The following is a 12,964-nucleotide window of genomic DNA, read 5'->3' as shown; positions in this document are numbered from 1 at the left end:
CTACGAACTGGCCGGCGCGAAGACGACGTGGGCACGTGCCGTGGGACGGGTCTCGTCGAGCACGGCGACGAGCGAGCCGTCCGGGGCGAAGGCCCCCACGGGCTCCTGCCGGCCCGGAAGGGCGCTGGGGATCCGCTGCCCGAAGCCGAGCGAGCGCGCCTGCTCGGCGGTGAGCTCACGCTGGACGAGCGCCGCGCGTGCGGCGTCGGCCAGGGGCGTCATCGGCAGGTCCGCCGGCTCGGTGCCGCCGTCACGCAGGGCGGCGAGCTCCTCGAGCGTGTGGGAGTGCTCGAGGGTCAGGCCACCGACGCGGGTGCGACGCAGGGCGGTCAGGTGGCCGTGGCAGCCCAGGTCGGCGCCGAGGTCACGGGCGAGCGCGCGCACGTAGGTGCCCGAGGAGACCTCCACCTCGACGTCGACGTCGAGGACACCGACAGCACCGCCGGGCCCGGCCGTGCTGCCCGAGCTCGCCTCGCGCACGTCGAGCAGGTCGAAGCGGGAGACGGTCACCGGACGGGCCGGCAGCTCGACGTCCTCCCCCGCGCGCACCCGGGCGTAGGAGCGCTCGCCCTTGACCTTGATGGCGCTGACGGAGCTCGGCACCTGCTCGATGTCGCCGGTGAGCCGGGTGATCGCCGCCTCCAGCGCGGGCCGGTCGATGCCGGTCACCCCACCGGTGGCCGTGACCTCGCCCTCGGCGTCGTCGGTGATCGTCGCCTGCCCCAGACGGATCGTGGCCGTGTAGGCCTTGTCGGCGCCGACGAGGAAGGTGAGCAGCTTGGTGCCCCTGCCGACCCCGAGGACGAGGACGCCGGTGGCCATCGGATCGAGGGTGCCGGCGTGCCCGACCTTGCGGGTGCCGTAGAGCCGACGGCTGCGGGCGACGACGTCGTGGCTCGACCAGCCGGCGGGCTTGTCGACGACGACCAGTCCGTCGCTCACTCCGGCGCGGACGGGGACTGCTCGTCGTCCCCCTTCGTGCGGTACGGGTCGGCCTCACCGGCGGGCCGGGCGGCGCTGCGCGACCGGGCCAGGTCCTCGTCGCGCTCCTTGGCCGAGCGCAGGAGGTCGTCGATGTGCGAGGCGTTCTCCGGGAGGGCGTCGGGGATGATCTCCAGGGTCGGGGTCAGGCGGATGCCCAACCGCTGCCCGACGAAGGAGCGCAGCCGGCCGCGGTTGGCCTCTAGCAGCTCCGCGGTCCGCTCGCGCTGGGCCTCGTCGCCGAAGACGGTGTAGAAGGCCGAGGCGTGCTGGAGGTCACCGGTGACGCGCACATCGGTGATCGTCACGAACCCGAGGTCGGGGTCCTTGACGACCTGCTCGAGGTTGGCTGCGATGAGTTCCTTGATGCGGTCGGCGATCTTGCGGGCGCGGGCCGGGTCGGCCATGGCACACCTCCGGTGAGGGGCTGGGGTGGGGACGACCCCACGGTATGCGACGAACGGCACGGCGGGCGACGCCGATGGGACGGGCAGCGCCCCCGACCGCGTGGCCGGGGGCGCTGCCCGTCGTGGGGTCAGTACGTCGAGTAGCCGCTGGAGGCCGACACGAGCATCCAGATCCACCACCCGATGCCCACGACGATCCCGGCGACACCCAGCCCGAGACCGATCAGCGCCATCGTCCGGCTGCTGGCGTCACCCGTCCTCTCGGCGCCCTTCCTGCCCAGCACGCCGAGCACGATCGCGGCGATCGAGCCCACGAAGCACATGCACGAGCACAGGCCGATGACGCCGACGACGAGGGAGGCGATCGACATGATCTTGGCGTTGTTGTCGCCCGGGCCACCGCTGCCGGGGGCCGGCGGCGGCGCCATCGGCGGCTGTCCACCCGCACCGTAGGGCGACTGGCCCTGGTACGGCTGGCCGCCGTAGGGCGGTCCGGCGGGGCCCGTGTAGGGCGGCTGCGCCGGGGACCCGGGTGGGGGCGGTGGCGAGCCGGGAGGGGGCGGCGGACCCGCGGGCGAACCCTGGGGTGGGCCGGCGGGGGGACCCGGCGGCGGGCCCGCGGGGCCCGGCCTCCGGGGGGGCTCCCCCTCGGGTCCCTCGGAGGAGCCGTAGGGAGGGTTTCCGCCCGGTCCGGGCGGTGGTGGGGGTGGCGTCGTCATGCGCACACCCTACGCACCCCGCGGGGTGTACGGGGGCAGGCGAAGGGCGCCGTCCAGAGGTGCGACGAAGGAGCCTCGAAGGGGGGCCGTCAGCTCTCGCTGCCGGCCCCCCTTCGTGGCTGTGCCCGTCGATCAGTCGCGGGGCTTCTCGCGCATCTCGTAGGTGGTGATCAGGTCACCCTCACGGACGTCGTTGAAGCTGCCGAGGTTGATACCGCACTCGAAGCCGTCACGGACCTCGGTGACGTCCTCCTTGAAGCGACGCAGACCGGTCAGCTCGAGGCCCTCGGTGAGCACGACACCCTCGCGGGTGATGCGCGCCTTGGCGCCACGCCTGATCAGGCCGCTGCGGACGATCGAACCGGCGATGTTGCCGAACTTGCTGGAGCGGAAGACCTCGCGGATCTCCGCCGAGCCGAGCTCGACCTCCTCGTACTCCGGCTTGAGCATGCCCTTGAGGGCCTGCTCGATCTCCTCGATGGCCTGGTAGATCACGCCGTAGTAGCGGATCTCCACGCCCTCGCGCTCGGCGACCTCGGCGTTCTGGCCCTCGGCCCGCACGTTGAAGCCGAGGATGATCGCGTCGGAGGCCATGGCCAGGTTGATGTTGTTCAGCGTGATCGCACCGACGCCGCGGTCGATGATCCGCAGGTCGACCTCGTCGCCGACGTCGATCTGCAGCAGCGCGTCCTCGAGCGCCTCGACCGAACCCGACACATCACCCTTGATGATGAGGTTGAGGGTGTCGATCTTGCCCGCGGCGATGACCTGGTCGAGGTCCTCGAGGCTGATCCGCTTGCGGGCCTTGGCCAGGCTCGCCTGACGGTCGGCCGCCTCACGCTTCTCGGCGATCTGGCGCGCGGTGCGGTCGTCGGGGGCGACGACGAAGGTGTCGCCGGCCCGCGGCACGGACGAGAGCCCGAGCACCTGGACCGGACGGGACGGACCCGCCTCCTTCACCTGGTTGCCGTGCTCGTCGAGCATGGCGCGCACACGGCCGTAGGCCGAGCCGGTGACGATCGCGTCACCGACGTTGAGCGTGCCCGACTGGACGAGGACGGTCGCCGTGGCGCCGCGGCCCTTGTCCAGGTTGGCCTCGATCGCGACGCCGCGGGCGTCCCGCTCGGGGTTGGCCCGCAGGTCGAGGGCCGCGTCGGCGGTGAGCAGGACGGCCTCGAGCAGCGAGTCGATGTTCTGACCCTGCTTGGCGGAGACGTCGACGAACATCGTGTCGCCGCCGTACTCCTCGGCCACGAGGTTGTACTCGGTCAGCTGACCGCGCACCTTCGCCGGGTCGGCGCCCTCGACGTCCACCTTGTTCACGGCGACGACGATCGGCACATCCGCCGCCTGGGCGTGGTTGAGCGCCTCGATGGTCTGCGGCATGACGCCGTCATCGGCCGCGACGACGAGGATCGCGATGTCGGTGACCTTCGCACCACGGGCACGCATGGCGGTGAACGCCTCGTGGCCCGGGGTGTCGATGAAGGTCAGCGCCCGCTCGTGGCCCTCGTGCTCGGTGTGGATCTGGTAGGCACCGATGTGCTGGGTGATGCCACCGGCCTCGCTCGCGCCCACGTCGGCGTTGCGCACCGCGTCGAGCAGTCGCGTCTTGCCGTGGTCGACGTGACCCATGACGGTCACGACCGGCGGGCGGGCCTCGAGGTCCTCGTCCTCCTCGACATCGACACCGAAGTCGAGGTCGACGTCGAAGGACTCGAAGAGCGCACGCTCCTCCTCCTCCGGCGAGACGATCTCGATGACGTAGCCGAGCTCGGCACCGAGCAGCTGGAAGGTCTCCTCGTCCAGCGACTGGGTGGCCGTGGCCATCTCACCGAGGTTGAACATCACGGTGACCAGCGATGCCGGGTTCGCGTCGATCTTCTCCGCGAAGTCGGTCATCGAGGCGCCCTGGCGCACGCGGATCTTGGTGGTGCCGTCGCCGCGGGGGACGATCACACCGCCGACCGACGGCGCCTGCATCTGCTCGAACTCGGCCCGCTTCGCGCGCTTCGACTTGCGCTGCTTGCGCTTGCCGCCGCCACGGCCGAAGGCACCCTGGGTGCCGCCACGACCGCCGGGACCACCGCGGTAGCCACCGCCGCCACCACCGGGACGACCGCCGGGGCCGGCACCGGGACGGCCACGACCACCACCTGCGGCACCGCCGCGACCACCGGGCCGCTGGCCCGGACGCGGGACGGCCGAGCTGGACGGCATCATCCCCGGGGACGGACGCGGAGCGCCCCCGGCGGCACCGCCGCCTGCGCCACCCGGGCGCTGGCCGGCGCCGGCACCGGCACCGCCCGGACGGGGCCCGGGCCGCTGACCGTCACGACGCTGCCCCGGACGCGGCATGCCCTGGCTGGAGGCGAAGGGGTTGTTGCCGGGACGAGGACCGCCGCTGCCGCCCCCTTCGCGACGGGTGCCCATGCCCTGGTTGGAGGCGTAGGGGTTGTTGCCCGGGCGCGGGCCCGGGCGGCCACCGCCCGGCTTGGCCTGCGTCGGACGCGGGCCGGGGGTCGCGGGCTTGGGGCCCGGCTTGGCAGCCGGGCTCGCGCCCTCGTCGGACTTCTTGGCAGCCGGCTGCTCCGGGGCGGCAGGCTTCTCCTCGGGTGCAGCGGGCGTCTCGGCGGCCGGCTGCTCGGGAGCGGCCGGGCCGGGCTTGGGCGCCGCGGGGCCGGGCGTCGGGGCCGGCCCGGCAGCGGGCCGGGACGGCTCTGCGGGAGCCGACGGCTGCGCGGGAGCCGAGGGCTCCGCGGGTGCCTCGGCGGCCGGCGCTTGGGGGGCCGGCTTGGCCGGTCCCGGCTTGGCGGGCGAGGGCTTGGCCGCGGGTTTCGCGGCAGCCTTCTTCGCCTTGGGGTCGGGCTCAGGTGGGTTGTCCTTCACCTTGCGCACGACCGGCGCCTCGATCGTCGAGCTCGCCGACTTCACGAACTCCCCCATGTCACCCAGGTGGGTGAGGAGGGCCTTGCTGGAAACCCCGAGCTCCTTGGCGAGCTCGTGGACACGGACCTTGGCCACGTTTCTCCTTCTCTGGTCCGTACCTGAGAGAAGGCGCGGACCGTCGTCAGTTGAGGTGAATGCTCATTGCTGAGTACTCATCGGGTGCTCATCAGCGTCAAACCCGCTCTCGGTTCTGTGCGTACGGTTGGTCGATACTCACTGGTTGCTGCTGCGCTCGTCCTCGAGCCAGTCACGGACGGCGTCGGTCCCATCCACCCGGCGTCGGAACGCACGGGAGAAGGCCCGCCGCCGGACGGCGAGCTCCAGGCAGGCGATGTCGGGGTGGAGCCACGCCCCACGACCCGGCACACGTCGGCGCGGGTCCGGGACCGCCGTGGTCGACCCACGATCATCCGTCACCACGACGATGCGCAGCAGTGTCGATCGGCTATCCCGTCCTCGGCACCCGATGCAGGTCCGGATCGGGCCTGTCGGGGGTGCCTCGCACTGGAGTCCAGTCCGAGCGACCTCCACCACTCTACCGCCTATCCGATCCGGATCGGTCACCCCGGGGACTGCCCCGGGACGGCGACCCCGCCGCTGACGTCCGGAGCCGTGTCCGGGCGGATGTCGATGCGCCAACCGGTGAGCTTGGCCGCCAGGCGGGCGTTCTGCCCCTCCTTGCCGATGGCGAGCGAGAGCTGGTAGTCCGGCACGACGACGCGGGCCGAGCGCAGCTTGGGGTCGACGACCGTGACCGACTGGACCTTGGAGGGCGACAGGGCCGCGGAGATGAACTGCTGCGGGTCCTGCGAGTAGTCGACGATGTCGATCTTCTCGCCCTGCAGGTGCGACATCACCGCCCGCACCCGGGCGCCCATCGCGCCGATGCACGCGCCCTTGGCGTTGAGGCCGGGGATCTTGGAGTGCACGGCGATCTTGGTGCGGTGGCCGGCTTCGCGGGCCAGCGCGGCGATCTCGACGGACCCGTCGGCGATCTCCGGCACCTCCATGGCGAAGAGCTTGCGCACGAGGTTGGGGTGCGTGCGCGAGAGGGTGATCTCCGGGCCGCGCATGCCGCGCTTGACCGAGACGACGTACACGCGGATGCGGTCCCCGTGGTTGTAGACCTCGCCCGGCACCTGCTCCGCCGACGGGAGGATGCCCTCGACCGTGCCGAAGTCGACGGTGACGTGGCGCGGGTTGGGGCTCTGCTGGATGACGCCGGCGACGATGTCGCCCTCCCGGCCGCGGAAGTCGCCGAGGACCGCCTCGTCCTCGAGGTCACGCATGCGCTGGGTGATGACCTGGCGGGCCGTCGCGGCGGCGACGCGGCCGAAGTTCTCCGGGGTGTCCTCGAACTCCGGGCCCTGCTCCCGGCGCGTGCGCGTGCGCATCAGCGGGTTGCCGTCCTCGTCGACCGGCGGGGCCTCCCCCTCGGCCGGCTCGACCGGGACCTCCTCCTCGACGAGGTGCTCCTCGCGGGCCCAGACGATGACGTGCCCGTGCTTGCGGTCCAGCTCGACGCGGGCGTGCTTGTAGGCACCCTCCGTGCGGTGGTAGGCACCCAGCAGGGCCGCCTCGATCGCGTCCACGAGGACGTCGAAGGGGATCTCGCGCTCGCGTTCGAGCGCCTTGAGGGCGTGGATGTCGATGTCCATGGATCAGGCCTCCGTCTCGGCGTCGGCATCCACCGACGGGTTCTGGGGTCGGGAGAACTCCACCTGGGCCACGCCCTTGGTGATCTCCGCGAAGGGGATGTGGGCGGTGTGCGGCTGCTTCGTCTTCGTGCCCTTGACGTGCAGGTCCAGCCCGTCCGCGGTGACGGCGAGGACCCGGCCGGTCTGCTCCCCGTCGGTGAGGGCGAGCGCGACCATCCGGCCGACGACGCGGCGGAAGTGCACGGGCTCGGTCAGCGGGCGGTCCGTGCCGGGCGTGGAGACCTCGAGGGTGTACGGCTGGCTGCCCATGACGTCGCTCGCGTCGAGTGCGTCGCTGACCAGCCTGGTCGCGTCGGCGATCTCGTCGAGGGTCAACGGCTCGACCGGGCTGTCCCCGACGACCTCCTCGACGGGCCGCTCGACCGTGATGCGGGCGACGCGCCGCCGACCGGCCGGCGTCACCGTCACCGCGTCGACGGTGAAGTCGTCACCCAGTGCCGCGGACACCTGCTCGTGGACGTCCTGGTCCAGACCCATGGGAAGCCTTCCGTGTGGAGTTGCCGTGCTGGGCCGACACTCTAGTCATGAACGACACGCGCTGCCTCGTGCGAAGATCGTCCCCGTGCTCGTCCCGCCCAGTCGCCGACTCGTCCTCGCCGGTGCCCTCGCCGCCGGCGTGACGACCCTGACCGGCTGCGGGGTCCGCTTGGAGGACGACGCACCGCGCATCCCGTTCGTCCCGACGCGGGAGCCGATCCCCGGCGAGTCGGCCCTGCTGGCGATGCTGGGGGCGCTGGAGGGCAGTGACGAGCAGTACGCCGACGAGCGGGCCGAGCTGCTGCGGCAGGCACTCCTCGAGGCCCAGGTCCCGCAGGATCTCGTGGCCGACGTCACGGCGCCGGCCACGGGCGGAGAGGTCGTCTCCGCCTTCGAGGGGTCGATCCGCGACTGCGGGCCCGGGGTGCTCCCCCTCGTCGGCCGGCTGACCGCGACCCACCGGATCCTCGCGGGCGCCCACGAGGAGCTGTGGAGCGAGCCCGGCACCGAGGCCTGGCGGGCGCGCGGGGCCGCGGCCGACGCCCTGCAGGCGACCCGGGCCACGGTCTACGCCCTGGACCTCATCGCCGCGAGGGCCACCGACGAGCGGGTCTCGAAGCAGGTCCTCGAGGCCGCGAAGGGCCTGCACCGACTGAGCGTGCGCCAGACCACGGCAGCGGGTGAGGCGGTCAGGCCCGCACCCCTGGGCTACGACGTGCCCCACGAGCTGACCGCGGAGGAGGGGCGGGAGCTCGGCCGGCGCAGCTTCGAGCGGTTGCTGGCGGCGTACGCGGACACCTTCCCCCGCCTGGGCGGGGACCGGAGGGCCGCCCTCGAGGTCCCCCAGTGGATGGTCACCGCCGAGCGGCTCTCCCGCGACCGCTTCCCGCTGGAGGTCCCGGTCCTCTACGGGGACGACCCGACCGACTCGTGAGGGTCGAGGACGCGGCAGCGCTCGTGCCCGCGGCCTTCACCGAGCGCATGGCCGGCCTCGGGGCCGAAGGGGGTCCGTCGGGGGCCTCGTGGGTGGCCGCGCTCCCCCACCTGCTCGCGGACGTGCTCGACGAGTGGTCCCTCGAGGTCGACGGGTCACCGACGACCGGCCGGTGCTCGCTCGTGCTCCCCGTGCGCAGGGACGGCGGGCGGGCCGCGCTCAAGCTCGGGTGGCCGCACACCGAGGCGGAGGGCGAGCACCTCGCGCTGCGCGCCTGGGACGGCCGCTCGGCGGTGCGCCTGCTGTCCGCCGACCCGCGCCGCTCGGTCATGCTGCTCGAGCGGTTGACGACGGAGGACCTGTCCCTGGTGTGGGACGAGGAGGCCGTGGGGGTCGTCGCCGGCCTCTACGCGGACCTGCACACCGAGCCGCTGCCGCGGGTGCCGGCGCTGACGCCGTGGGTGGCGGAGGTCCTGTCCCGACCGGCCGGCCGACGACTGCCCCGGCAGGTCCTCGAGAGGGCGAGAGCCACCCTTCGCTCCCTGGACGGTGAGGAGGTGCGCCTCCTCCACGGCGACCTGCACTACGCCAACGTCCTCTCCGACGGCACCGACTGGGTCGCGATCGACCCCAAGCCCGTCAACGGGCACCCCGCGTGGGAGGTCGCCCCGCTGCTGGCCAACCGCGCCGAGGAGATGGGGACGGGCGCGTCGCTGCGGTGGTCGGTGCGGCGGCGGGTCGAGCTCGCGTGCGAGGTGGGCGGGCTCGACGAGGACGTCGTCCGGCCGGTCTCGGCGCTGCGCGAGGTCGTCAACGCGATCTGGGCGCTCGAGGACGATGACCAGGACCGGGTCTCGCTCGCGATCTCGATCATCAAGGCGCTCGGCGACTGAGGTAGGCGACCGGCGGGAGGTGACGTCGATCTTCACGCTTGGCCCACGGTATGTCGTGGGCCAGGCGTGAACTTCGACGTCACGCTGCCGCTCGACCCACCCCGTCGAGCACCTTGCGCTGCACGACCACGTGATCGTCCAGGTCGGCCCAGGTCAGACGCACGACCGCGTAGCCGAGGTCGCGCAGGCGGTCTTCGCGCAGCTTCTCGGCGATGAGGTCCTGCGGACCCCGGTACTTGCCGAGGCCGTCGACCTCGACGATCAGCTTCAGGTCCTCGTAGAGGAAGTCCACCCGCGCGACGAGGACCCCGTCCCCGTCATAAATCTCCACTTGCGGTGTCGGCTGCCGGAACCCGAGCGTATGGAAGGCCCACCGGGCCCGGGACTCGGCTGCGGACTCGGTCCGACCGTCGGCGAGAGCCATCACCTGTCGGGCGGCACGAGACCACGTGGCCAGCTTCAGGTCCGTGAACGCCGACTCCACGTCGGTCCACCGGCAGAGCCGCCGGTGGAGCGCGTCGTCGAGACTGACGAGCCCGGATTCAACACCCGACTGTGCCGCCACCTGCAGGCACGCTGCCGCGACGGTCGCCACCCGCACGACGCCCACCGTCGTGACCTGGCTTTCGGGGAGATGCCGGTGACTGCACACGACGGCGTCCGATCGACCCCGGGTCGTGTCCGTCCTCGCCAGGTGGACCCGGTCATCGACGTCGTGCAGCGATATCCCGTGGAGTGCCAGCGCGCTGTGGTGGGTCAGCACCACCGGACTCCCCCGGCTCGCTCCGGCCATCACCGCCCGGGCCCGCAGCGCATGACGCTCCCACGGAGCCGACTCGCGCCAGGTCGAGCCGCGCACGAGGGCATTGCGTCTCACCCGCACCAGACCACCGGTACGCAGTGCGTGGTCGATCTCCCGGCGGGCGACGCCCCGGGCGAGGAGGTGTCGCGTGGAGGTGACGTCGTGATTCGTCCCGAGGACGGTCGCGATCCGTGGGTCCATCGGCTCATCGTGCCGGGCACCCGCCTGACCGCGCCGTCAGTTGTCCACAGCCATGGGTGACGTCGATCTTCACGCTCGGTCCACGGTATGTCGTCGGCTAGGCATGAACATCGACGTCACCCTCGGCAGATCGACCCGGTCCGGGTCCGACACGCGACCCGCGGCCCACCCTTTCGCAGGTCCCACACGTATGGGTTTCCACCCACGCCCACCCCTGCGTGACACGGTGGAGGCATGGCCAACCGACTCACCGACAGCCTCTCCCCCTACCTGCGCCAGCACGCCGACAACCCCGTCGACTGGTTCGAGTGGGGCGAGGACGCCTTCGCCGAGGCGCGCAGGCGGGACGTGCCGATCTTCCTCAGCGTCGGGTACGCCGCCTGCCACTGGTGCCACGTCATGGCGCACGAGTGCTTCGAGGACGAGACCGTGGCCGCCGCCCTCAACCAGGGATGGGTCAGCGTCAAGGTCGACCGGGAGGAGCGACCGGACATCGACGCCGTCTACATGCTCGCGACGCAGGCGATGACCGGGCAGGGCGGCTGGCCGATGACCGTGCTCATCACGCCCGACGGGGAGCCCTTCTTCGCCGGGACCTACCTGCCCAAGCCGCAGCTGCTGCAGCTGCTCGACGCAGCCGGCACGGCCTGGCGGGAGGACCGCGAGCGCCTCATGGCGAGCGCGTCGAGCATCGCGGGTCAGCTCGCGGGCATCGCGGACCCCGGCCCCGGCTCCCCCGTCGACGAGGAGCAGGTCGCGCTGGCCGTGCACTCGCTGCGCAAGACCTTCGACGACGCCCGGGCCGGCTTCGGTGGGGCGCCGAAGTTCCCGCCGTCGATGACCCTCGAGCACCTGCTGCGCCACCACGCCCGCACCGGTGACGCGGACGCGCTCGCCATGGTCGAGCGCACCTGCGAGGCGATGGCCCGCGGCGGCATCCACGACCAGCTCGCGGGGGGCTTCGCGCGCTACAGCGTCGACTCCGAGTGGGTCGTCCCCCACTTCGAGAAGATGCTCTACGACAATGCCCTCCTGCTGCGCGTGTACACCCACTGGTACCGCCAGACGGGGTCACCGCTGGCCGCCCGGGTCGCCGGGAGCACCGCGGACTTCCTGCTGCGGGACCTGCGCACGGACGAAGGGGGATTCGCCTCCGCCCTCGACGCGGACACGGTCGTGGACGGCCGCTCCGTCGAGGGCGCCACCTACGTGTGGACCCCGGCCCAGCTGGCCGAGGTGCTCGGCGAGGAGGACGCCGCCCGGGCGGCGCGGTTGCTCGAGGTCACTCCGGAGGGGACCTTCGAGCACGGGGCGTCGACGCTGCAGCTGCTGCACGACCCCCACGACCCGCAGTGGTGGGAGGAGGTGCGCGTCCGGCTGCTCGCCGCCCGCGACGAGCGCCCCCAGCCGGCCCTCGACGGCAAGGTGGTCACGAGCTGGAACGGCCTGGCCGTCGCCGCCCTCGCCGACGCCGGCGTCACCCTGCAGCGCCCCGAGCTCGTCGACGCGTCCGCGGCCGCAGCGCGCCTCGTCCTCGACCGGCACCTCGTCGACGGACGCCTGCGCCGCACCTCGCTCGCCGGCCGGGTGGGCGCCGCGCCGGCCGTCCTCGACGACCACGGCAACCTCGCGGAGGGCCTGCTCGCCCTGCACCGAGCGACCGGCGAGACCGCCTGGCTCGACCACGCCGGGACGGTCATCGACCTGGCGACCCACCTCTTCCATGACGCCGAGGGGTGGCACGACACCCCGATCGACGGCGAGGCCCTCATCACCCGCCCGCGCGGCCGCACCGACAACGCCGAGCCGTCCGGGGTCTCCGCGATCGCCGGCGCGCTGCTGACCCACTCGGCCGTCACCGGCAGCGCCGAGCACCGTTCCCTGGCCGAGGAGGCCGTCGCGGCCCAGTCGCGGATCATCACCCACGACCCGCGCTTCGCCGGGTGGGCCCTGGCGCAGACCGAGGCGATGCTCGACGGGCCCCGGCAGGTCGCCATCGTGGGCGAGGACGAAGGGGGGACCGGCCCCCTTCGCGCCGTGGCGGAGGCCTCCCCGGCACCGGGCCTGGTCATCGTCACCGGCCGACCGGACGCACCCGGGGAGCCGCTGCTCGCCGACCGGCCGCTCGTGGACGGGCGGGCGACGGCCTACGTGTGCCGGGGATTCGTCTGCGACCGGCCGGTGACCGACGCCGACGCCCTGGCGGGGCAACTCGGGGCCTGATCGTCCGGCACCCTCGGGGGTGGGGTCAGTCGATGACGTCGAAGGTCGTGATCGTGCCGGGCCCGATCGGCTCGTCCCAGTCGATGTCGCGCCACGATCGCTGCCGCAGCCAGGCGAGCGCGGCCCGGATCGTGTGCTCGTGGCTGATGACGACGAGGTGCTCGGGCTGCTCGATGAGGGCGGGGGCGAACCACTCCCCGACCCGGTCGTGGACGTCGCGCATCGACTCGCCACCGCCCCAGCGGACCTCGCTGATGTGCTGCCCCTCGGGAACCTCCTGCGCCCGGAGCGTGTCGGCGCGCTCCCCCTCCAGGTCGCCGAGGGCCTGCTCCCGCAGGCCGGCCTCGTTGCGCACGGAGGCGCTCCAGCCGCCCGGGCGCAGCGCCACGGAGATGATCTCGGCGGTCTGCAGCGCGCGCAGCAGGTCGCTGCTCCACAGGGAGAGCGAGCGGTGCCCGCCCGGCGCCCCGAGGAGGGCGGCCAGTGCCAGTCCGGCCCGGGCGGCATCGGTGCGTCCCACCTCGGTGAGGACCGCCTCCCCGGACCCCCGGTGGGCACCCTGGATGATCCCGTCACGGTTCCAGGTGGACTCCCCATGACGGATCAGGTGCACACGGGTGGGGCTCACGGGGTCCACGCTAGCCCGCGCTCGTAGAGTGG

Annotated in this window: 12 protein-coding genes; 3 read left to right on the top strand and 9 right to left on the bottom strand. The window is 72.9% G+C overall.

Annotated features, from left to right (window positions below):
• The 7 genes from truB to rimP form a co-directional block, all read right to left on the bottom strand.
• Complete coding sequence (gene truB, locus O9K63_RS01880; protein ID WP_277240105.1) at positions 1 to 942, bottom strand: tRNA pseudouridine(55) synthase TruB; 942 nt, start codon at positions 940 to 942, stop codon at positions 1 to 3.
• Positions 939 to 1,388: a 30S ribosome-binding factor RbfA gene (gene rbfA / locus O9K63_RS01875; protein WP_277240104.1), complete on the bottom strand. Its 450-nt coding sequence runs from the start codon at positions 1,386 to 1,388 to the stop codon at positions 939 to 941. The genes truB and rbfA overlap by 4 nt, the downstream gene beginning before the upstream one ends.
• A gap of 128 nt (positions 1,389 to 1,516) precedes the next feature.
• Positions 1,517 to 1,816, bottom strand: coding sequence for a DUF4190 domain-containing protein (locus tag O9K63_RS01870; protein ID WP_277240103.1), 300 nt, complete (start codon positions 1,814 to 1,816; stop codon positions 1,517 to 1,519).
• Between the two features lie 423 nt (positions 1,817 to 2,239).
• Entirely contained in the window at positions 2,240 to 5,131 is a 2,892-nt protein-coding gene (gene infB / locus O9K63_RS01865; protein WP_277240102.1) for a translation initiation factor IF-2, read from the bottom strand.
• A 138-nt stretch (positions 5,132 to 5,269) separates the two neighbouring features.
• Positions 5,270 to 5,473: a YlxR family protein gene (locus O9K63_RS16775; RefSeq protein WP_346771034.1), complete on the bottom strand. Its 204-nt coding sequence runs from the start codon at positions 5,471 to 5,473 to the stop codon at positions 5,270 to 5,272.
• 143 nt (positions 5,474 to 5,616) lie between these two features.
• Positions 5,617 to 6,714 (bottom strand): transcription termination factor NusA, encoded by a 1,098-nt coding sequence (gene nusA / locus O9K63_RS01855; protein WP_277240100.1) that lies wholly within the window; start codon positions 6,712 to 6,714, stop codon positions 5,617 to 5,619.
• A gap of 3 nt (positions 6,715 to 6,717) precedes the next feature.
• Positions 6,718 to 7,251 (bottom strand): ribosome maturation factor RimP, encoded by a 534-nt coding sequence (rimP, locus tag O9K63_RS01850; protein ID WP_277240099.1) that lies wholly within the window; start codon positions 7,249 to 7,251, stop codon positions 6,718 to 6,720.
• An 85-nt stretch (positions 7,252 to 7,336) separates the two neighbouring features.
• Between rimP and O9K63_RS01845 the strand changes: the two genes are divergently transcribed.
• Together O9K63_RS01845 and O9K63_RS01840 are read left to right on the top strand one after the other, a co-directional pair.
• The gene (locus O9K63_RS01845) at positions 7,337 to 8,185 is read left to right on the top strand and encodes a hypothetical protein (RefSeq protein ID WP_277240098.1); all 849 of its coding nucleotides are present in this window, start codon (positions 7,337 to 7,339) and stop codon (positions 8,183 to 8,185) included.
• Positions 8,182 to 9,078: an aminoglycoside phosphotransferase family protein gene (locus tag O9K63_RS01840; protein ID WP_277240097.1), complete on the top strand. Its 897-nt coding sequence runs from the start codon at positions 8,182 to 8,184 to the stop codon at positions 9,076 to 9,078. Before O9K63_RS01845 ends, O9K63_RS01840 begins: the two co-directional genes overlap by 4 nt.
• Positions 9,079 to 9,157: 79 nt before the next feature.
• On the opposite strand, the gene O9K63_RS01835 is transcribed toward O9K63_RS01840, so the two are convergent.
• Positions 9,158 to 10,081, bottom strand: coding sequence for a hypothetical protein (locus tag O9K63_RS01835; RefSeq protein ID WP_277240096.1), 924 nt, complete (start codon positions 10,079 to 10,081; stop codon positions 9,158 to 9,160).
• Positions 10,082 to 10,315: 234 nt separating this feature from the next.
• On the opposite strand from O9K63_RS01835, the gene O9K63_RS01830 reads away from it, so the two are divergent.
• Positions 10,316 to 12,304 (top strand): thioredoxin domain-containing protein, encoded by a 1,989-nt coding sequence (locus O9K63_RS01830; protein WP_277240095.1) that lies wholly within the window; start codon positions 10,316 to 10,318, stop codon positions 12,302 to 12,304.
• Positions 12,305 to 12,329: 25 nt separating this feature from the next.
• On the opposite strand, the gene O9K63_RS01825 is transcribed toward O9K63_RS01830, so the two are convergent.
• The gene (locus O9K63_RS01825; RefSeq protein WP_277240094.1) at positions 12,330 to 12,932 is read right to left on the bottom strand and encodes a histidine phosphatase family protein; all 603 of its coding nucleotides are present in this window, start codon (positions 12,930 to 12,932) and stop codon (positions 12,330 to 12,332) included.
• Between the last annotated feature and the right edge of the window lie 32 nt (positions 12,933 to 12,964).

Source organism: Janibacter cremeus, from assembly GCF_029395675.1.
Lineage (GTDB): Bacteria > Actinomycetota > Actinomycetes > Actinomycetales > Dermatophilaceae > Janibacter > Janibacter cremeus_A.
This window is presented reverse-complemented; position numbering and strand designations above follow the sequence as displayed.

Coding starts and splice junctions, on each gene's coding strand:
- rbfA (WP_277240104.1), bottom strand. CDS start 1,388: ATGGCCGACCCGGCCCGCGCCCGCAAGATCGCCGACCGCATCAAGGAA.
- O9K63_RS01870 (WP_277240103.1), bottom strand. CDS start 1,816: ATGGCGCCGCCGCCGGCCCCCGGCAGCGGTGGCCCGGGCGACAACAAC.
- nusA (WP_277240100.1), bottom strand. CDS start 6,714: ATGGACATCGACATCCACGCCCTCAAGGCGCTCGAACGCGAGCGCGAG.
- rimP (WP_277240099.1), bottom strand. CDS start 7,251: ATGGGTCTGGACCAGGACGTCCACGAGCAGGTGTCCGCGGCACTGGGT.
- O9K63_RS01835 (WP_277240096.1), bottom strand. CDS start 10,081: ATGGACCCACGGATCGCGACCGTCCTCGGGACGAATCACGACGTCACC.
- O9K63_RS01830 (WP_277240095.1), top strand. CDS start 10,316: ATGGCCAACCGACTCACCGACAGCCTCTCCCCCTACCTGCGCCAGCAC.